We start from the raw sequence: 18,031 nt of genomic DNA, 5'->3' as shown, positions 1-18,031 counted from the left end.
GATGCCTGCCTAAGCGGAGAGCACGTCGTACAGCGGGGCGTGAGCTCATACCCCCAATGGTTGAGCGGCCTCGCCGCCAGGCGTGCATCTAGCCTGGCCCGCTGGTACCGTTGAGCCAATTTTGCACCGACTGCACCGCTTCGCCGCTGAACACCATGGCCGACGAAAACCGCAGTAGCGTCCAACCCAGCGCCACCGCGCTGTTGTACTTCTCCAGGTCGCGCTTGTATCCCTGGGGGCGGACGTGGCGCCCGCCACTGTGGATGCCCCCTTCGATCTCAACTGCCAGTCGTCTGCCGCAGGGCAGGTCAGGCCACGCGAAGTCGAACCGAAAGGCTCTCTTGGGGTGAAACCGGAACTCTCGTTTCGGAGGAGGTATGCGCAAGGCGCGCAACTGCAAAGCGAACTGCTCTTCGCCTTGACTTGCCACACCGGGCCGCGGCCCCGCCTTGGCCGCCGCTGGCGCCGACTGGCCGGGCAGGATGCCTTTCGCTTGCAGTTGCCGAACAAAGGGATGGTCTCGGCCAAGAGCGGCCAGTTCACGGGGGGTCAACCTCACAGATCGCTCCAGGTCGACGAACCGAGCCATAAGCGATCAGCGCCCACATCAACATCGCCGGTGAATAGCCGTTGCTCATGTCCGCACCAAATGCAGCGGCGCTTGGTGCCGTCTACGAAGAATCGGTCGCCGAGGCTTTCGTCCTGATGCTGCGGGTCGAGCGCACAGCGCCCGAAGGCGACGTAGCGGGCCCAGAAAGATTCATCCTTGAGCAGGCCAGACGCGCCTCCGTGCCAGTAACCCACGGTCCGAGCGGGTCGGGTGGGCGCGCACAGCGCGCTAAGTTGCACGCCGCGGAAGTCGCAGCCGTCCTTTCCCGTAAAGCAGCCCATGACCGGGGTGGCAATGGCCAGCCCATACGCGCGGTGAAGCACGCTGCGCTGAGTCACGAGGAACAACTCCGGAGTGCCGGCGCTGCGCGTGATGGGCCCATCGCCCTGGACCGTATGGGCGTTCGCTGCCAGCCATTTGTACAGCTGGGGCGAAAATGCTCGACCAGAGGCTGGATGGATCGTGTTCAGGGTGCCTTGCAGCGGGCCCGGCAGCCAATCTCCGATGAACTGCACTCGCATCTGAATCCTCCGATTTATAGAAATTAATAATACCGTTAGTTCATACCAATAGAACGAATCGTCGGCTTTGGGCCGCTCATGATCCGTCCCGTGCCGCCGCCCTCCTTTATCGGGTCGGGGAGCGTGGCTTGCTGCCAAACATCTCGTCGATGTGGTCCTTGGCTTCCTGAACGTTGTCGAAGCGACTGAGGCTGCCGCGAGTCGTCGCATGCCACTGTCCGCCGGCTTCGGCCGAACGAGAAGGATCACGGACGATCTCAATCCCGCGGTAGAGGCGATTTCCGTTGGCCAAGTGCTTGGCAACATGCTGTCTGCGTCTGCCGGGGCGGGCAGCCCGATTCGCTTGCGGAACAGGGGCGACCAGCGGCGGGTATTCTTCTTTTGCTTCATCGCCCCCCCGGATGAGTAGCAGGAGGTAAGAGCATTGCAGCAACTGGACCATGGTCGACCGACCGGACCGCCTGTAAATAGCGCGAGCGTCCTCCACGGCGCGCGCGAAACTGACCGATAGCAAGGTAGTCCGTTGATACTCGATTCCCCCCACGTCTTCCGACACAACAAAGTGGGCGGTGAGACCAGGGAGCGTCGCGAGCAACGACGCTGCCTTCCATTTGTCGGTGTAGGAATAGCGGGAGAGTTGCTGCTGGGCTTCCACCCATTGATTGATGTCGAAAGTTCGACCTTTGATGCTGATGCTGATGTCGTCGGTCAGGATGATGCAGGCGTCCCGTTCAGCGGTGCGTTCCCGCAATTCGCGCACCGGAATGCCATTGAGACCGAGGAACGCAGCGTAAGTGGAGGCTTTCATTTTGGGTTTCTTGAGAGTTGACCTGATCAGTCTACGGAGACAGGCCCTGAGGCGAAAACTTTGGGGGGAGACCCCTGATCGAGTGCCCGCCAGCTTCCTAGAGTGATTTCGGAAAGCCGAGAGAGAACTCTTCACCTAGTCGAAAGCCTGGGAACCGCTGGAAGCGTTGCGCGCCACCGCGAAGATACTCCGCGAATAATTCGAACGTGATCCAGTAACGCTGGAGTAGCTCGGCCGCCATGGCGCTCTTCGCCGTACCTCCGAAGAGGTCAACCACAAGTTGGCCAGGCAGCGTTAGGAACTCCACCAGAAACCGCGCGAGTGAAAGCGGCATCATCGCTCCGTGGACGGGCAATCCGAGTGCCGCTGCGTCGCGCCGGTACTGGCGCGTGTCTGCACACGCGTGGCCGATCGGCAGGACGTTCTTGGCGATTCGCCCCTCAGTCTCATTTGTGTAAGAGCTGGGCCGAAGCCGATAGGCGCCATCACCATACACGGCACTGCGGGGACACCCACCGGCGTCCTGCACCTGCCGCAGCCACTTCTTGTGGCGTTCCGAATGTGGCTGCAAGACGCGACGATTGTCGCTGAACACCTTCTCTGGGTCGTTGGTGAACCAGTAGACCGGTTCATAGCCCGTGTTCAATTGGACCCGGCGCTTGCTCGCATACTGTAGCGGGCCCGGCGGCTTGGACGCGTTGTGCCAGATCAAGGTGTCCATGAGGTACAACCCTAGGCGGTCCACCATTGCAAGCACAAGCCTCTCCTTCGCTACGGACCTGGCCGGGGATCCGACTAGGAAGCTGTCATTGGTCAAGTTGAGGCAGAGCGACCCACCGGCCGCAAGCTGCGAAACGAGAGGCTCTAGGGCAGAGCAGATGAAGTCGATGTACGCCTGCTCGGTCAGCGGGTTGCCATAGGCGCGGGGGCGTCTCAGCAAGAACGGCGGGCTAGTGATGACCAGGTGAATGGGCTGGCCAAGCTGAGGAAACGACTGCGTGCTGTCTCCCCAGATCGCGATGCCGAGGTCTGTTGAAAACGCCACGAGCCTCTTGCCCACAGGCGCTGCGGTCAGTCCATCCTTGTTCCGCTGGGCAAGACTCCAAACACCGCGCGCTCCCGGCTGACGCTCCAACAAACCGAGGTGCTTCATGGTCTGCTGTACCCACCTCACGGCGCGCTTGAACGGACTGTGTTGGCTTCCGGAAATTTCGACCGTCCTTTCGACTTCCCCGGCAGCGAGCCCCGCGCTACGGGCCACCGACTGGTAGAGCTTCGCGTTTGTGAGAGGCCGGTCGCCCTCAACTTGATATGCGTCGAGCACATGCTGGAACAGGTCGAGCTGCGCCGAGGAGGAATTCGCGGACGGTGGAGCGAGGGGGCGGACGGCGCTCATCGGGCTTCCTCGTGCAACCCGGCGCGCGAACGTTGAGCCAGTGCGGAGGTGCCTGCGAGGGCGAGTAGAGCATTCGCGCAGGAGGCAGGCGTGAAGTCCGCTAGATCCATCGCGGCCACTCGTTGCGCTGCGGATTCTAAGCAGGCCCGCCATAGCGCGCCCAGGTCAGCGTTTTCCGACGCCTGGATCGCAGGGGAAGGGGCGGGTAACTGCCGCGTCGGCCGCAAGGACAAGATAGCTGCCGCCAGCGCTTCGCCGTGCGACTGAAAATCGTCGAGTCTCATCGCGGGCGTTAGGCGGAGGCCCTTGTTGTGGATCTGCTCGAGAAGACTGTTTGCGAAGGCCACGTGCGTTTCGTCTTCAGGGACCGCACGCCCGGCCGCAAGCGCAGCGATAAAGACATCTTTGGCCGTGAGAGGCGATAGGGAACAAGAGGGTGCCAAGGTTGGGCTCCGAATGGTTATCGTGTACCAAAACCACGATACGCACCCGGGCATGCACGCGAAAACTTTGAGAAGAGAATGCGGTACGGCCGGCGTCGCCTATCCAGACCTTAATGTCTTAGGCCGCTCGCGGACGCGTTAAAAATGCGTTTTGGAAAGCCGTGCAAGTGGCCACTTGGCCAGGGGGGGCGACGATAATTGGCTCGTCCGCGTCGCCGGTGAAGAAGGCGTCAAAGGCTACGCCGCAGGCGGTGTATTCGCCCCCTGCAAGGGGCCCTTTGAGGTGCAGTGGGTCGGCCATATCTAGAATCCCGCAGCCGCGCCACAGGCTGCTTGCGAGGTAGAGGCCTCGTAGGGTGCCGCCGTGAGTTCCGCAACCAGCTCCAGTTCAGCAGCGGTCAGGGGCGCGTACAGCTCTATCATTTGCGCCATGAGCGCCGACAGTGCGATCAGAGACGCTTCATCGTGAGCCGCATGAGCGCTCTCGAGGAGGCGTGCGATCGCCTCCGTTTCGCTAATGCCCGCATCGCGGGCCATCTGCATGACCAGGTCGTGGGTGGCGTTCATGTCCGCTGACCTACGCCGGGATAGCGACGACGACGGTGTTGACCATGGTGCCTGAGGCTTTAAAGCTTCCCTCGGGCAGCGCTTCGATGAAGCCTCCGCGGTCTCGGACCAACTCTCGAAACGAGACAGTAAGACGGTTCTCTCGGAACGTCACGCCCGCACTCATGATTGCAATCAGCCGCCCGCCCGGCTTCAGGAACTTGTGGGCATGCATGACGTGGTGCACGTCCGCTTGCTTCATGAACGGGGGATTCATGATCACACGGTCATAGATGGGCTGGGCTTGGACAGTCAGGAAATCGATCTGCTGGACCGCAGCAAAGAAGCATGGAGCCTGCGACAGCACCGCGTAGTTTTCGTCCATAAGTTCGTAGCAATCGACCACGCCGCCGGCGCGGCAGCACCACCGTGCGAGTTCCCCCTGGCCCGCGCTGGGCTCTAGCACCCGCATACCCGGCACAATTTCGCCCAGTTCAAGCACCAGCTTCGCGACGGTGGGAGGGGTGGGAAAGTAGTTGAACTCGTCTTTCGGCACCGCGATTTCGCCCGTCAGGATGATCTGCTCGATCCTCGCAGCGGCATCGTCGTTAAAGATATGGGCGCGTGCCTTGCGGTTCCAAGCGCCCCCTGCGGCGCGCAGGACCTTGTCCGTCCGCTCGTAGAGCTTTCGGTCCAGCTGGCCGGCGAGACTGACGGCGTTGCCCTCCGCCCGTGCGTTGCTCAAGACTGCAAGTACGGATTGATCGATTTGCATGGTGTTTTCCTTTTCCATGTTGGCGTGAAGCCCGGGATGCCCGGGACTCGTTTGAATGTGATTTCAGTCTACGGACCCGGCCTTCACTGCCAAAATTTTCCGCGGCGTTTTCCAACGCTAATCGCGCAGTGATCTGCCGGCTATGCGTCACGCTGCCCGGCGCTGGGCGATATGTTCCTCGTGCGAAAAATTGGCTTCGATGATCGCTTTGGCAACTGGTGGGCATACGCTATTGCCGCACATGCGAACTTGAGCGGTCTTGCTGAGCGGGATGCGGGGGATATCGCGTGGATCGCCTGGTACTTGGTGCCCGTTGACGAATAGCATTTTGGGATCCGGAATTTCGTGGATGACGTAGTCCCGGGGAAATCCCTGGGCGAGATATAGCTCCCGCGGGGCCAGCATGCGAAGCGTGATATCCACTAGCACCCAACCGCCCACGATGATCAGGTCTGCCTTCGTGGGGAAGTGCTCCGGCAAGTACTTATGGAAGAACCGAGCGCACGCCTTTGCCTTCGCGAGCATGTGGGCGGGCACGGTGTCCAGGCGAACTTGAACAGTTTCCACAAGGCCCACGCGATCTTTGGTGGTCAGGGTATGGATCGGTTCGTTGGCAGCCGACCATTGACCTCCCTCGCCGTAGTACTTGATCAGGTGCGCGGAAACTAGGCGTTGTTGCGATCCGGAGCCCATTAGGGTTGAAGCGGGCGCGTCCACAGCACGGCCATCGCCTTCGTAAAAGCCACCATTTGCCTGCTCAAGGCATGCGGCAACGATGACCTGCTCGCCGCGGTTGGCCCCAGTAATCGTGGGAAGGGGGGCGGCAGGGGATACACCCGGCCGGTTGCCATGATGCGTCAGGTGGGTCAGATGAGCTGCGACCATTGATTGCTTGTTCGCCGTAGCCGAAGCAACGCGAGGCATTTGCGCCCCGTGAGCGACGTGGGCATGCCGCCGGCGTTCTCCATACTCGATCGCGACTAGGTGGGCATTGGACAGCGCATGGTGCGTGCCGCCGGCGGAAATGGTTGAGATGGGGTCAAGTACGCTATCGCCCTGGAGGTGGGCTTCCTGTGTTCCGCGTAAAGGAGCCATCACCGGTGCAACTAGGGCACGGTGGTTCTCCGCTGTGAGTGTGCCCAGTGGCTGCGTGGCGCGCACGGGTTTGCCGGCGTATTCGGGGCCGCCCTGACCGGCGATGAACGGAGTCAACGCAATGTTGTCTGCCGCCGCGTCGCTGGTCGTCTGAGGGACGATGAAGGGATTCGAATTCGCCAACACGTGTCGCCATGTACCTTTAGCGACGCGTCGCAGCGTGTTCGCCACCAGCTGCCGTTCGCGGTGGAAGATGGAGTTAGCGGGGAGACTGAAATTAATGATCTCTGCAGCAGTGCGCCATGGGAGTAGTTGGCCCTGTTTGACGGCCATTGAGTCGGGGGCGGCGTTCGTTGCGTCCGGCCAGATGATCGGGCGTCCATCGCGCCGCGCCACCAGGAAGAAGCGTTTGCGAATGGTGGGCGTGTCGAGGTCGCTGGCACGCAGCTCTCGCCATTCGACCGTGTACCCGTGCCCGCGCAGCTGACGCACAAAGCTCTGGAACGTCTTTCCTTTCTTCTTGGGGTCCGGGTACCACTTGCCGTCCTCCTTCAGCATGAGGGGCCCCCAAGCCGAGAACTCTTCCACGTTTTCGGTGACGATTGCCCGGGGCTTGCACATCGCCGCCCAGCGCAGGGCCACCCAAGCGAGGCCACGGATATGCTTCTCAACCGGCGTTCCTCCCTTGGCCTTGCTGAAATGCTTGCAGTCAGGACTCAACCACACAAGGCCCACCGGTCGATTGCCGGTGACCTTGATCGGATCCACGGTCCAGACCGACTCACACAGGTGCAACGTATGGGGATGGTTAAGGGCATGCATCGCAAGCGCCTCGGGATCATGGTTCACAGCGATATCTACGGGGCGACCGAAGGCTTGCTCCAGCCCTTCACTCGTGCCGCCCCCGCCGGCGAAGTTGTCGATGATGAGTTCGTCGCCGAGGTCGAGCGACAGGTTGCGAGAATCCGTTTGACGGTCGTCGCCCTTCGAGCGAGTCGGGCGGTAGTTCCCGCGGGCACGCCGCGTATGGCGTGATTCGGTGGAGGGCAGCGGCACCGACGCGCGGAAGGCATTCAGAAGGCCTTGAGGGCCCTGAGCCAGGCTTGCATTTGCCATGCACTTCATGCTCGGCCCCCCTGTGCGAGGGAGGGTCGTTCCAGACGCGCTGCGCGGGAAACGTGAATGATTTGAGAGTAGGGCGGGGGCACTGTTGATCTCCAAAGTGGAATTGGTTGTGATCAGCCTATCGAAGACCCTACATGCGCGAAAACTTTGCGGCGAAGCACGCTACATCGCAACGTCGAGGAGCGTTTCGAGATCCAGTTCTGTCTCGGGCACTTCCTTTCTCTCTGGCGGCGGGCACAGTTGAAGCATCGCCTGCGAAAAGGTGCGTAGGGTGCCGTTCGTCGCTTGCAGCACAATCTCACGCCCCACCAGGTGGGGCAGCCCAATTCGTGCGACGGCTTTGGCGGTGATGCCTGCCCAGTCATCACCGGGCAAGACGCGGTACCAGATGTCGTCTTCGATGGCGTCGATCACATAGAACTGCGCCAGCGCGAGCGCCGACGCTGGGTTCATGCGGTAGCGCCGTGTCACGGCCGCGAAGCCGCGGATGCGGCGGGCTGAACAGCTTCGAATGCGGCGATTTCGTCAGAGCTGACGGTGACGGTGCGCTTCGTCCCCGGTACTGGAATAATCCAACGGCCCTTACGTGAACCCTTCGTCGCCTCTCGGAATTCGTAGCCTGTGAACTTCAGTGACGAAGAGGTGGAGCCTGCCTTTTTCACGATTTCTCCGATGGAGAAGTAAAACTGTGCGCTTAATCCTCCGGTGATCGAACTCGCGAGTTTGGCGCGGGCCGCCGCGCCGCCGGGAAAGCGTTCATGAATGGCTTCATTAGCCGGCCCGGGATCCAAGAACCACAGTTCAGAATCCGGGGGGACCCGAGCACCTTCAGCCGATGGGGCGCGGTCGGTATTGATGCATAGCTTTCGCATGAATTGGTCTCCTTAAAGGCGGCCCAAGGGCCATGTCGATCCGCTGGCGCTACTACTTCATGCCACCGTGGGCTGCGACGAGCTCAGTCAGCATTTGATTGAATTCGCCGCTCATCAGGGCGAAGTCCGAGAGGAAGCGCTCCTCCTCGTCCTTGGAGGGGCCTGAGTCCTCCTTGAGCACGTCGAGCGGCGCGATCGATTTCAAGGTGAAGTTTTCGGTCAGCACGAACGAGATACGGTTGGACCAGGTCATTGCCAGCCGCGTACATTGTTTGCCGGCCGAGATATGGCGACGTGCGTCGTCGGCGTCGATCGAGTGTTTGACGTAGCGGATGGCGGCGCGGCTTTCACCGGACGCACGCAACTCGGTGTCCTGGTCGATAGAGAAGTTGGGCGGAGCTTCGTCTTCTGCCAGCCAACCGGTCATTGCCGCGGCCGGCGACTGCGCCACGTACAGGTTCTCAATCTGAAAGGGGTCGAGAGACTTGGCCAGGAAGCCAATTACTTCGTCAGCCTTGGATGATGTTGCTGTGTCGATGGCCATCCAGCGGTTCTTCAGGTCGATCCACACCTGGGTATCGCGGTGAACGACGAAGGCCTTGGGTAAGAGCTCGTCGTGCACGCGGTCTGTGACCTCTTTGCGCTGCTTTTTCCCGGGGCGGTAGCCCTGCTTTTCCTCGATTTCGTCGAGCCGCTCTGCGGCAACTTGCTTCACCACCGAGGAGGGAAGCAGCCGCTTCTGAACGCGCAAGGCGAACAGGCACTGGTCGCCCCCGTTGATCACGCAGATCTCGCCGCCTTTACGCGGGGGAACCCAGCCGCACTGCTGCATCTCGAGACCGCCAGTTTGGTGAGCGTTCCGGCTAAGGGATTCCCGCAGCTGTTCTCCCGTGACGGACCATTCGGGAAGCAGGCGGTAGAGAGTGAGGTTCTTGAACATGTCTTTGGGCTTTGATCGATTCGGCGACTGGGGTCAGGCTGCGACGCGCTGTTCCGAGCGCGCCGATGCGATGGCGCTGAGGTGACGCGTAGACAGCGGGCGGGGAGAGGCTGCGGATGCGCTCGCCCGGGGGCGCCGCTCTTGGCCAGCCAGGTTGTCCGATTCGACGGCTTCGACGCGGCCATTGACCCAACGAACCACCAGGCTTTCCTGGTTGAAGTGCCATACGGTATTGACGGCCTTGGGCATTGCGGTTCTCCAGTGTGGTAAAAGTTTTAGCATTAGGTATGAATCAGTATAATGATTCATACTAACAAATAAAAACTTTAACGGAGGCCCTCTTGAACCTGGGGCACTTTTTTCAACCCGCCCACGGCATGCAGGCGGTAAGACGTGCCAGAACAAAACTGGCGCTTTCTTGCCTCGTCGTGATGGGGGCACTGCTCGCGACGCCGGCGGACGGGCAGACAGTCGAACTGGAGATTGTTTCTCGTTCGAACGATGCTTCGGCGCCCAAGCCGATTGCGCGTCAGCAACCGACTGACGGGCGTCTGCGCGAGGTCACGCGATTTGGGGCGCCTATGGGACCAGCTGAGCGGGAGGATTTTGTTCGCGAGGCGCAAGCGCTGCTGCGCGGCGCCCTTGCCAGCTATGCGTTGAAAGAGAGTTCGCCGCTGCAGGCACAGGTCTTTGACATCGAGCACCCGCTGCTCGGGCGCGCGCTCAGCACCAGCACCGGCCGCCCCCTCTCGAACTTCTCGAATTACTTCATGGCCATGCAGTTCTATCCCCAGGTGGAGGTGAACAAGGTCCGCATGCCTTTTTGCTTCATCCTCTTCAACGGAAGCCGCGCGGGCAGTCTGAGCAGTTCCTTATTCGAAAATCGGGAAGACTGGCTTGCATATGCTGTCATGCACGAGTCCGGACACTGCTTCCTTGCGCACCAGCGATATCTGGGTCGCATGGGACCGATGAATGGCCGCGACGAAGAGGCATTCGCCGATATGTTTGCGATGGCGTACGCGCTCGCCAGCGGCAATACCCGGGCAGCCAAAGCAATCCTGAAGCTGCAGGATGCGCTGACGCCGACCACGGCCGACAACGACCACTACGAGCCAGCCTCACGAGCCGCATTCCTGCAGCGGTGGCTTGAAGCGCCCCCGAAGCCCCACGACATTTACGACCTTTTCACCGTGACAGCATCCGCGTTCGACGCCGTCAAGCCACGCTGATCCATTCCGTCTCACCTTGGAGCTACCCGATGTCTGCTACCCAAACCAATCAGCAATCGAACGCCGGCGGTGCGGTCAGTGAAGGGGCGGCTGCCCCCCACGAGTTGACCTCGGTCAGCGAGCCGTTGTTGCCGTACGGGCAGGCCTTCTGCCATTTCACCCAGACTGCCCCGGAGGAGGTGGATTGGAAGCCTGAGGCCATAAGCCTGGTCGGCCTATGGATGAAAGCAGTGCATGATTTGCAGGTGAGCGATTCAGGGTGGGCATTGGTCACCGCATTCGTTCGCCTGGACACGATTCGTGCCACGGGCGCGACTCAGGGGCTCCTGCCCGCCGATGTCGCTGCGCGCATGGATGCTCGGGCAAAGGATTGCTTTCAGCACCAGGGCAAGCGCCTGGTGGCTGACGAATCGTCGAGCACTCTCTCGATCGAAGGCAGCGTGAGCGTGGGCGTGGGCGGCAGTGGCAGCCTGCGAACGCGCGGCGCCACGGTCCACTAAGCGACGGTGCTGATGATGACGCCAATTTCTCTGGGCGCAATGGTTCTGGCGGGCCTGGGGGCGGGGGAGGCCGTTCTCCGCCTTCGCCAGCGCATGCCGACGATCATGGATGGCAACGTATACCCAGGCGCCACGCTGCAGGCTCTGCTCTCTGGAGGCGTCCGAGCGGTGTGTGGGGGCGCCGCAACGAGGGCGAGCGTCTTGGCCATTTGGGGGGCTTGCGCCATCGCGCCTCTGGCACCGGGCGGTGCCGTGGCTCTTGCCTGCTTTCTGACCTTGCTGCTCGCCGGCGCTCTTGTAGATTTCGACGCCCAGATCCTACCGGACGAGGTAACCGGTTCCCTGGTGTGGGGTGGGATGATTGTGCACATGGCGGGTGCCGCTCCTTGGGGCGGCTCCATCGAGGGCGCCACGCTTGGCGTCGTGGTGGCCTACGGTGCCGTGTGGTTGATCAGCGCCGGATACTGCGTAAGCAGGGGGATGGCCGCGATCGGGCACGGAGACCTGAAGCTCCTGGCCGGTCTGGGAGCCTGGCTGGGCGCTGGTGCTTTGCCTGCCATCCTGCTTATCTCCTGCTCGGTACAGGTCGTGGCGCAACTAATCATGCGCCGGCGCGGTGTGATGGCCTTTGGGCCAGCTCTCGCAGCGGCGGGTGGCCTTCTGGCCATCTTGAAGGCTGCGGGTGTTGCGGTCCCTATGCTGCTCGTGCAATGAGAGCCATTGCCTGGATTTTCGGCGGCGTCATTGCGGCCCTCTGTGGTGGCGGTGCGGCACTCCTTGTGTACTCCGTGGCCTCTGAGCGCCCCCGTGACTTTCGCAATGAAGAGCCCACGTTTCAGGGCCCTTCCGATGAACAAGTCCGGCACATGGACCCCAACGCCGGCTTGATCGGCACGCCATTGGCGCCCCTGCTACCGAGTGAGCTGCTGCCACTCGATGATATTGCTGCCGAGGCCACACAAGCGTTACCCGCGGCTCCTGCCGAAAGTTGGCTCATATCCGGCGCTTTTGGGGAGGGCCCGGCCGCGGAGCAGCTGGCGAGGGCTCTACTCGCCAAAGGCGCCCCGAACGACGTCATCGCTATCGTTCGTCGTACCAGCGGCCAGGGTCGCGTGGACTGGCGGGTGGAGGTGGGCCCCCTTACCGCCGAGCAAGCCGTCGAATTGCAGTCGTTGCTTCAGGCGCAGGGACTCGAATTCGGCGTGGAGTAGTTTGCCGGCAGATGCGGAGCCGGTGCCCGAAGGCCCGTCCCAGTCTACTTGGTCGACACCGCGACAGCTGTGAGCCAAACAAGCTGACTAGCATGAACTCGTCATTCCGGCCGCGAGTTCGAATCCATGCGGAGGCCGGGGTTTGGCCAGTTTGACGTCTGCCCGTGGGCCAAGTTGCTGTACGCGTTTCTCGGCGTTATACAGAGTATCCAACCCCACGCCGGTCCTTCCATAGCTTCCTCTGGTCAAACATGCACTCAATTTTCGCCGCGGGCGATGTTCTCTTCTCTTCTCGTTGTAGTCGAAATAGCCGGCTCATCAGGTTTGGTACGTTGAGTCCTTTCAGCCACGCTGCCGTAATCCTCGACGAATCTGGTTTGGTGCTGGAGGCTGTGCCCCCGGAAAAAAGTGGGACGGAATCAGATTCGTCGAACCAGAGCTTTGGCGTTCGGACGCAAACCTTGGATGAGTTCCTGGCACTTCACGACGAGGTGTGGCTGTTCCGTCGACCGATTGGCTTGACGCCAGAGGAAGCGATTCGCCTCAAGCAGGCAGGACTGGCCTTTAAAGGTCAGGAATACGACTTACCCAGCGCTGTCGCTTCTGGCCTCACGCGGATCGGCCTCGTTTCGCTCACGATCCCTGCGGCGTCGCTCATCTGGAAGCTCACCGAGTTTGGCCCCCAGCCCGGCCTCATAGCTATTGGGGCAGCCCTCGTTCTGCCTGCGCTGCTTCTACGTGTTGCAAGCACGCGCTCGTGGTCTCATGCCGCTGCCCGCGCGCTTCGCCTCCCGAACCGGTGGAGGAATAAGTCGCAGGGGCAGTTCTGTTCGCGTCTTGTGTGCGATGTGTACGAGGCATTTGGCGAGCCCCTTGCTACCTACGGCAGGGAGCCCCGGCCTAAAGACGTCGGTAGGGCACTGAAGTCCAAGGGATTCGTTGCAACTCGGCTGGAACCAGCAAGCCGGCGCTAGACGCCGCGGCAATGCCTCAAGGTTTGGCAGCGTCGGTCGAGCGCTTGGCAGCCGGTATGAAGTGGCGTGGCGCAGTGAGTTGCATCCTGCTGGTCAAGCCGGCCCGGTCACCGCTTCCCCCCGGGCCGAGCCACGCGCCCACCACCATGTCATCAGGCCGGCCGCCAGCACCACCGGCAGCATAGCCGCGTTCAACGCTTCCCATCCAAAGGCGTCCAACGCCGGCCCGGCCGCCAGCGTGGCCAGCGCTGTAGCGGCATACCGCAGCATCTCAGCCGCGCCTTGTGCGCGCGCGCGTTCCGACGGGCGGTAGGACTGCGCTAGCAGTGTGGTGCCGCCGACGAACATGAAATTCCAGCCCACCCCCAGGCAGAACAGCGCGGCATAGAACGCGGGCAGTGACGGCGAGGCCATCGAGATCAGCGAGCAGGCGACGTTCAGCAGCATGCCGGCGCCCAGGACCCGCGGTAGACCGAAGCGCTGGATCAGCGTTCCAGCAAAGAAGGCCGGCGCGTACATGCCGACCAGGTGCCACTGCATGATGTTGGCGCCGTCACCGATGCTGTGGCTGCATGCCACCGCGGCCAGCGGCGCGGCGGTCATGATGAACATCATCGAAACCGACCCGACCACGTTGTTGGCCAGCGCGGCGACGAACACTGGCTGGCTCGCAACCTCGCGCAGCGGCCGCGCTGGCAGGCCGGCCTGGATCTCGCCGGCCGCGGCGGGCGCTTCGGCGTCGCGATAGCCGCCCCACAGCAGCGCGGCCGACAGCAGCGCCAGCAAGGTCACCATCAGATAGGCGCCGGCGAAGGTGACCGGTGCGAACAGGTCACGACTCCACGCGGCCAGTGCGGGGCCGGCGATCGCGGCGATGACACCGCCGGCCATCACCACCGAGATCGCGCGGCTCTTGGCGGCGGGCGGGACCGCGTCTGCCGCCGCGAGCCGGTAATACTGGGCAAAGGCCTGGAACACGCCGACCAGCGCGGTGCCAGCGCAGAACACCCAGAAATCGGCATGAAACACGGCCCATACCGAAAGGCCGCCGCCCGCCGCGCCGGCCAGTGCGCCCAGCGCAAATCCCCTGCGCCGGCCGATGCGCTGCATCAGCAACGAGGCGAACCAGGTAACGAGCGCGCCCGCTACCGTGATCAGTGCGAATGGTAGGGTGGACAACGCCTTGTTGGGCGCGAGCATGTGACCGGTCAGCGCCGTCAGAGTCAGGTCGATAGAAATGGCGGCGACAAATAGGCCCTGGCAGACGGCCAAGATACGTGCATTGCGACGGCCGGTAGTGTTGGAGGCTGAAGGCGGCATGGCGGGAACGATGGGGATGACCGAGATGGGGAGGGCGGCGCGGCAGGCGCGGCCGGGTGGGACTGCACGGGTTTGACAGGCCTCACTTTATCGACACACACTGTGGCGTAAATGACATAATTCCCTTAAAAATCGCCATGTCCTACGACGTCATCTTCCTGCTGGTGCCGGACTTCCAATTGCTCGACATGTCTGGCCCTGCAGCGGTGTTCCAGACTGCCGGCAAGCAGGCACGGACTACCGCCGGTCCGGCCTATGCGGTTCACGTCGTGTCCGAGCTCGGCGGCCCGGTCCGCAGTTCTTGTGGGGTCGAAGTCTTAACTCGGCGTTGGAGCGACGCGCCCGCCGGCACGTTGGTGGTGCCGGGCGGCGAGGGCGCGCGGGCGGCGGCCGTCACACCGGCCATGCGGACATATTTGCACGGTCATCGCCAAGCCGGCCGGCGCGTGGCCAGCGTCTGCACCGGCGCATTTGTGCTGGCGGCCGCTGGCCTGCTGGACGGCCTGCGCGCCACCACCCACTGGCGCCATGCCGTCCAGCTCGCGCGCACCTATCCGGACGTGCAGGTCGACGCGGACCGGATCCATTTGCGGGATGGCGACACTTGGACCTCGGCCGGCATCACCGCCGGCATCGACCTCGCGCTGGCTATGGTCGAATGCGACCTGGGCGCGGACGTGGCGGGCGCCACAGCTCGTGAGATGGTGGTCTATCACCGCCGATCGGGCGGCCAGTCGCAGTTCTCGGCGCTGCAGGACCTGGCTCCCGACAGCGAACGCATCCGTGCGGTTCTGGAGCACATCCGGGGAAATCTTGGCGCGGCGCTGACAGTCGAGCATTTGGCCGACGTGGCCTGTGTCAGCCCGCGTCAGTTCTTGCGCAGCTTCAAGGCCGAGACCGGCGAAACGCCAGCCAAGGCGGTTGAACGCATTCGGGCTGAAGCTGCGCGCGCGCATCTCGAGGCAGGGGCCGACAGCATCGACAGCGTGGCGCGGCGTGCTGGCTTTACCGACAGCGAACGCATGCGGCGGACGTTCCTGCGCGTCTATGGCCAGCCGCCTCAGGCGCTGCGGCGTATGGCTAGGCAAGGTCGGGTCTGAGCTGCAACGTCCATTGAACTGCATTGGGCAACCGGGGGGGCGCGGCGCGCGGCCCGACATTGACACGAGCATCGCGCAAAGCGTGCGCGGTCTGCGCAGATTCTGACGCTGTTGATTTCGACTGCGCAGGCGGTACAACTTGGCTATGCGGCTGGTTTCGCCGGAGATCTGTTGGTGGCCGCGAGCAACTGGCCCGCTTCTAAACCGCGCGGCGCGTTGTTCGCGACCTTACGGAAGAGCGCGACGGGACAATCCACAGTTTCCCTTGTGGGGCGATAGAAAAAGGCCGCATGCGGCCTTGGGTGCTTCTATAGCGAATGGCCAGTCCCGGCCTTGAGTTCGCTTTTGGCTATTAGATCAGGATGGAGTCGGCCGGTTGATGGGCGCGCATCGTATCGCGGCGGCGCTTCCGGGGGAGCGGGACCAGCGATTCCAGTTTCATATTGTTGTAGAAGCCCGGTCCCTGCTTCTGAAGGGTGAACGCGGCGGTAAACTTGACCGCCTCCGCACCCGGGACGCCAGCCAACAGATCGGGCAAGTCTAACGTCGCCTGGGGGTAGGCCCACCCCTCGATCCGGCAAGTGATGGTGCCCTTCTCCACCCCCAGTTCAGCCGTGAAATGCTGACTGTCCTTCGGATAAACGGCGTAGAGGCCCCCGAACCGTTCGCGTGCGCCGTGCGTCCGCAAGCGTTTGTTGATGATGCGCATCGCCGTATTGCCCTTGAAGAGCGACTTCGGATTGGTCTTATAGACAACACCCGGGTGAATTTCCCGGAACACCGAGACGATCGTTTTCTGCAATTCCACCTTGGTCGCATCAGCAATTTCCGGAAGCGTATAGGCCGGGAGCGCTTTCATGCCGACAACGAACTGCACGCTTTCAAGATAGCGCGGGATGGCCTTCCGTTTGATGGCTTTGCGATACAGGGCCTCACTCTTGTATCCGAACAAGGCGGCAGTCAGTTCCTGGAAGTCTTCCTTGTTGAAGCGCATGCGTTGGCCGCGCTTTTCCCAGGCTGCGGCGGTTTCGTGATAGGCAATGCTTGCGATGCGTTGAATGGTTACGTGTGCATTGGTCATGGAGGTGATTCCCTGTTTCCCAGTGGGAGTTAAGCCACACAAGGCGAAAGAACGCCAAGCGCTGAGCTTTCGTTGGATGAAAAAGCTCAGAGGCTGTGTATTTACGAAATGGAATACCGCGCCAGATTCATGGACTGAATGCAATCCATGCTTGGACAGTGCGCGGTTCGTTCGCCTGGGAAGTCGTCACCTCATCAGCGCGGCGCCCGTTGGGGTATGGGCCGGCATCAAGGGTCAGGGTGCTACTACGGTACTAGGCATCAAACATCAAAGCTACGTCTGCGGGTGTTTCAACACCGACAGCGAACGAGCAAAGATCATACCGACTCGAAGTTGCCAAAGCAAGGCGCGCCACAGCGTCGCCGGAGCGTGTGCCGCCGCCTGTCTTGGGCGAAAGGACTCGAGCGGTTCGTGGGCCAGCGGCTCCCTTGATCAACGGCACGCGCGATGCAGCGGGTGCGCGTCGCCGCCGGCCTTCGCCTAGTGGCTGGAGGCCTGGCTGCGCGCGCGCGAGCATGCTGGCCATCTGGATTGCATGTTCCATTGCCCCGCTGGCGCCGATGAGCGCTGTGGCTTTCGCCTTCTATCTGACCATGTTGGCAGCGGGAGCGCTAGTCGACGCTCATGCCAGGGTCCTCCCCGACGAAATTACTGGCTCACCCGTATGGGGAGGGCTGATCGCACATTGGGCCGGCATCGTGCCCTGGGGCGGCTCCATTGAAACCGCCGTGGTCGGCGTGGTGGTGGGATACGGAGCGGTGTGGCTGGTTGCCGCCGGCTACTGCGGCTGCCGGCGTATGGCGGCCATCGGCCACGGGGATCTCAAGATGACCGCGGGCCTGTCGGCATGGCTAGTTGTCGGCGAGTTGGCCGCCGTCATATTGGGCTCGTGCGTGTTGCAGGTATTCGCGCAGCTGGTTATGCGTCGACGTGGTGTCATGGCATTTGGACCTGCGCTGGCGGTGACCGGTGCCATTCTGGCCATCTTGAAGCTGGCCGGCATTGAACTACTCTTGTTGCGGTTGCCATGAGATCTCTAGCCTGGATCCTGGCTTTCGCAATTGCGGCGGCCGGCGGCGGCGCCGCTGCACTGGTGGTGTATTCCCTGGCCACTGAGCGCCCCCGCGACCTGCGGACAACAGACCGCAATTCCCTTGGCCCCTCCGACGATCAAGTCCGGCACCTCGATCCTAACGCGGGCCTGGTTGGTGGACCGTTTCCCCCAATTCAGCCGAACGAGCTGCGACCACTCGATGCCGATTCGGGGGCGGGGGATTCCGAGCGCGGACAGCCGCCAGCGCCGGCGGAACGCTGGCTCACGTCCGCTGCTTATGGGGATGGCCACGCAGCCGAACGGTTGGCCAAGGCTCTTCTTGCTAAGGGTGCCCCCAATGACCGCATCGCTATCGTTCGGCGCGCCGATGGAAACTACGCGGACTGGAGGGTCGAGGTTGGACCGTTGACATCCAGCCAGGCTGCGCT

20 protein-coding genes are annotated in these 18,031 nt (G+C 62.4%); 7 read left to right on the top strand and 13 right to left on the bottom strand.

Annotated features, from left to right (window positions below; translation table 11 throughout):
• Positions 1-88: 88 nt before the first annotated feature.
• From RAS12_RS30205 to RAS12_RS30155, 11 genes are all read right to left on the bottom strand, one after another.
• The gene (locus RAS12_RS30205; protein ID WP_306951805.1) at positions 89-559 is read right to left on the bottom strand and encodes a putative endonuclease domain-containing protein; all 471 of its coding nucleotides are present in this window, start codon (positions 557-559) and stop codon (positions 89-91) included.
• Entirely contained in the window at positions 556-1,131 is a 576-nt protein-coding gene (locus RAS12_RS30200) for a hypothetical protein (RefSeq protein WP_306951803.1), read from the bottom strand. Before RAS12_RS30200 ends, RAS12_RS30205 begins: the two co-directional genes overlap by 4 nt.
• 106 nt (positions 1,132-1,237) lie before the next feature.
• Positions 1,238-1,939, bottom strand: a complete 702-nt coding sequence (locus tag RAS12_RS30195) for a hypothetical protein (RefSeq protein WP_306951801.1) — start codon at positions 1,937-1,939, stop codon at positions 1,238-1,240.
• A 97-nt stretch (positions 1,940-2,036) separates the two neighbouring features.
• A complete protein-coding gene (locus tag RAS12_RS30190) occupies positions 2,037-3,335 on the bottom strand; it encodes a site-specific DNA-methyltransferase (RefSeq protein ID WP_306951799.1) in 1,299 nt (432 codons plus the stop codon).
• A 746-nt stretch (positions 3,336-4,081) separates the two neighbouring features.
• Entirely contained in the window at positions 4,082-4,345 is a 264-nt protein-coding gene (locus RAS12_RS30185) for a hypothetical protein (RefSeq protein WP_306951797.1), read from the bottom strand.
• A 10-nt stretch (positions 4,346-4,355) separates the two neighbouring features.
• Positions 4,356-5,099 carry a methyltransferase gene (locus RAS12_RS30180; RefSeq protein WP_306951795.1) on the bottom strand — a complete coding sequence of 248 codons (744 nt, stop codon included), beginning with the start codon at positions 5,097-5,099 and terminating at the stop codon, positions 4,356-4,358.
• 147 nt (positions 5,100-5,246) lie between these two features.
• On the bottom strand, positions 5,247-7,319 hold the full coding sequence (locus RAS12_RS30175; RefSeq protein WP_371321325.1) for a DNA cytosine methyltransferase: 2,073 nt from the start codon (positions 7,317-7,319) through the stop codon (positions 5,247-5,249).
• 162 nt (positions 7,320-7,481) lie between these two features.
• On the bottom strand, positions 7,482-7,772 hold the full coding sequence (locus RAS12_RS30170) for a hypothetical protein (RefSeq protein WP_306951791.1): 291 nt from the start codon (positions 7,770-7,772) through the stop codon (positions 7,482-7,484).
• A 14-nt stretch (positions 7,773-7,786) separates the two neighbouring features.
• Positions 7,787-8,191, bottom strand: coding sequence for a hypothetical protein (locus RAS12_RS30165; RefSeq protein ID WP_306951788.1), 405 nt, complete (start codon positions 8,189-8,191; stop codon positions 7,787-7,789).
• Positions 8,192-8,243: 52 nt separating this feature from the next.
• Positions 8,244-9,131: a recombination-associated protein RdgC gene (locus RAS12_RS30160; protein ID WP_306951786.1), complete on the bottom strand. Its 888-nt coding sequence runs from the start codon at positions 9,129-9,131 to the stop codon at positions 8,244-8,246.
• 33 nt (positions 9,132-9,164) lie between these two features.
• A complete protein-coding gene (locus RAS12_RS30155) occupies positions 9,165-9,380 on the bottom strand; it encodes a hypothetical protein (protein WP_306951784.1) in 216 nt (71 codons plus the stop codon).
• A gap of 92 nt (positions 9,381-9,472) precedes the next feature.
• Between RAS12_RS30155 and RAS12_RS30150 the strand changes: the two genes are divergently transcribed.
• The 4 genes from RAS12_RS30150 to RAS12_RS30135 are packed head-to-tail and all read left to right on the top strand — an operon-like array spanning position 9,473 to position 12,074.
• The gene (locus RAS12_RS30150) at positions 9,473-10,363 is read left to right on the top strand and encodes a hypothetical protein (protein ID WP_306951782.1); all 891 of its coding nucleotides are present in this window, start codon (positions 9,473-9,475) and stop codon (positions 10,361-10,363) included.
• 29 nt (positions 10,364-10,392) lie between these two features.
• Positions 10,393-10,863, top strand: coding sequence for a hypothetical protein (locus tag RAS12_RS30145; RefSeq protein WP_306951780.1), 471 nt, complete (start codon positions 10,393-10,395; stop codon positions 10,861-10,863).
• A 12-nt stretch (positions 10,864-10,875) separates the two neighbouring features.
• Positions 10,876-11,577 (top strand): prepilin peptidase, encoded by a 702-nt coding sequence (locus RAS12_RS30140; protein ID WP_306951778.1) that lies wholly within the window; start codon positions 10,876-10,878, stop codon positions 11,575-11,577.
• On the top strand, positions 11,574-12,074 hold the full coding sequence (locus RAS12_RS30135; protein ID WP_306951775.1) for an SPOR domain-containing protein: 501 nt from the start codon (positions 11,574-11,576) through the stop codon (positions 12,072-12,074). The genes RAS12_RS30140 and RAS12_RS30135 overlap by 4 nt, the downstream gene beginning before the upstream one ends.
• Positions 12,075-13,141: 1,067 nt before the next feature.
• On the opposite strand, the gene RAS12_RS30130 is transcribed toward RAS12_RS30135, so the two are convergent.
• Positions 13,142-14,368 carry an MFS transporter gene (locus RAS12_RS30130; protein ID WP_306951774.1) on the bottom strand — a complete coding sequence of 409 codons (1,227 nt, stop codon included), beginning with the start codon at positions 14,366-14,368 and terminating at the stop codon, positions 13,142-13,144.
• Between the two features lie 137 nt (positions 14,369-14,505).
• On the opposite strand from RAS12_RS30130, the gene RAS12_RS30125 reads away from it, so the two are divergent.
• Entirely contained in the window at positions 14,506-15,468 is a 963-nt protein-coding gene (locus RAS12_RS30125) for a GlxA family transcriptional regulator (RefSeq protein WP_306951773.1), read from the top strand.
• 352 nt (positions 15,469-15,820) lie between these two features.
• Here the strand turns inward: RAS12_RS30125 and RAS12_RS30120 are convergent, their stop codons facing one another.
• Entirely contained in the window at positions 15,821-16,549 is a 729-nt protein-coding gene (locus RAS12_RS30120; protein ID WP_306951770.1) for a hypothetical protein, read from the bottom strand.
• A gap of 515 nt (positions 16,550-17,064) precedes the next feature.
• Here RAS12_RS30120 and RAS12_RS30115 point away from each other — a divergent pair.
• Together RAS12_RS30115 and RAS12_RS30110 are read left to right on the top strand one after the other, a co-directional pair.
• On the top strand, positions 17,065-17,580 hold the full coding sequence (locus RAS12_RS30115; RefSeq protein ID WP_306951769.1) for a prepilin peptidase: 516 nt from the start codon (positions 17,065-17,067) through the stop codon (positions 17,578-17,580).
• Positions 17,577-18,031, top strand: a 455-nt coding sequence (locus RAS12_RS30110; RefSeq protein ID WP_306951767.1) for a hypothetical protein, incomplete at its 3' end; no start/stop codon positions are given. The genes RAS12_RS30115 and RAS12_RS30110, both read left to right, overlap by 4 nt.

This window comes from Achromobacter seleniivolatilans (genome assembly GCF_030864005.1).
GTDB lineage: Bacteria > Pseudomonadota > Gammaproteobacteria > Burkholderiales > Burkholderiaceae_B > Achromobacter > Achromobacter seleniivolatilans.
The sequence above is the reverse complement of the archived record's forward strand: the minus strand, read 5'-3'. Positions and strand labels throughout refer to the sequence as shown.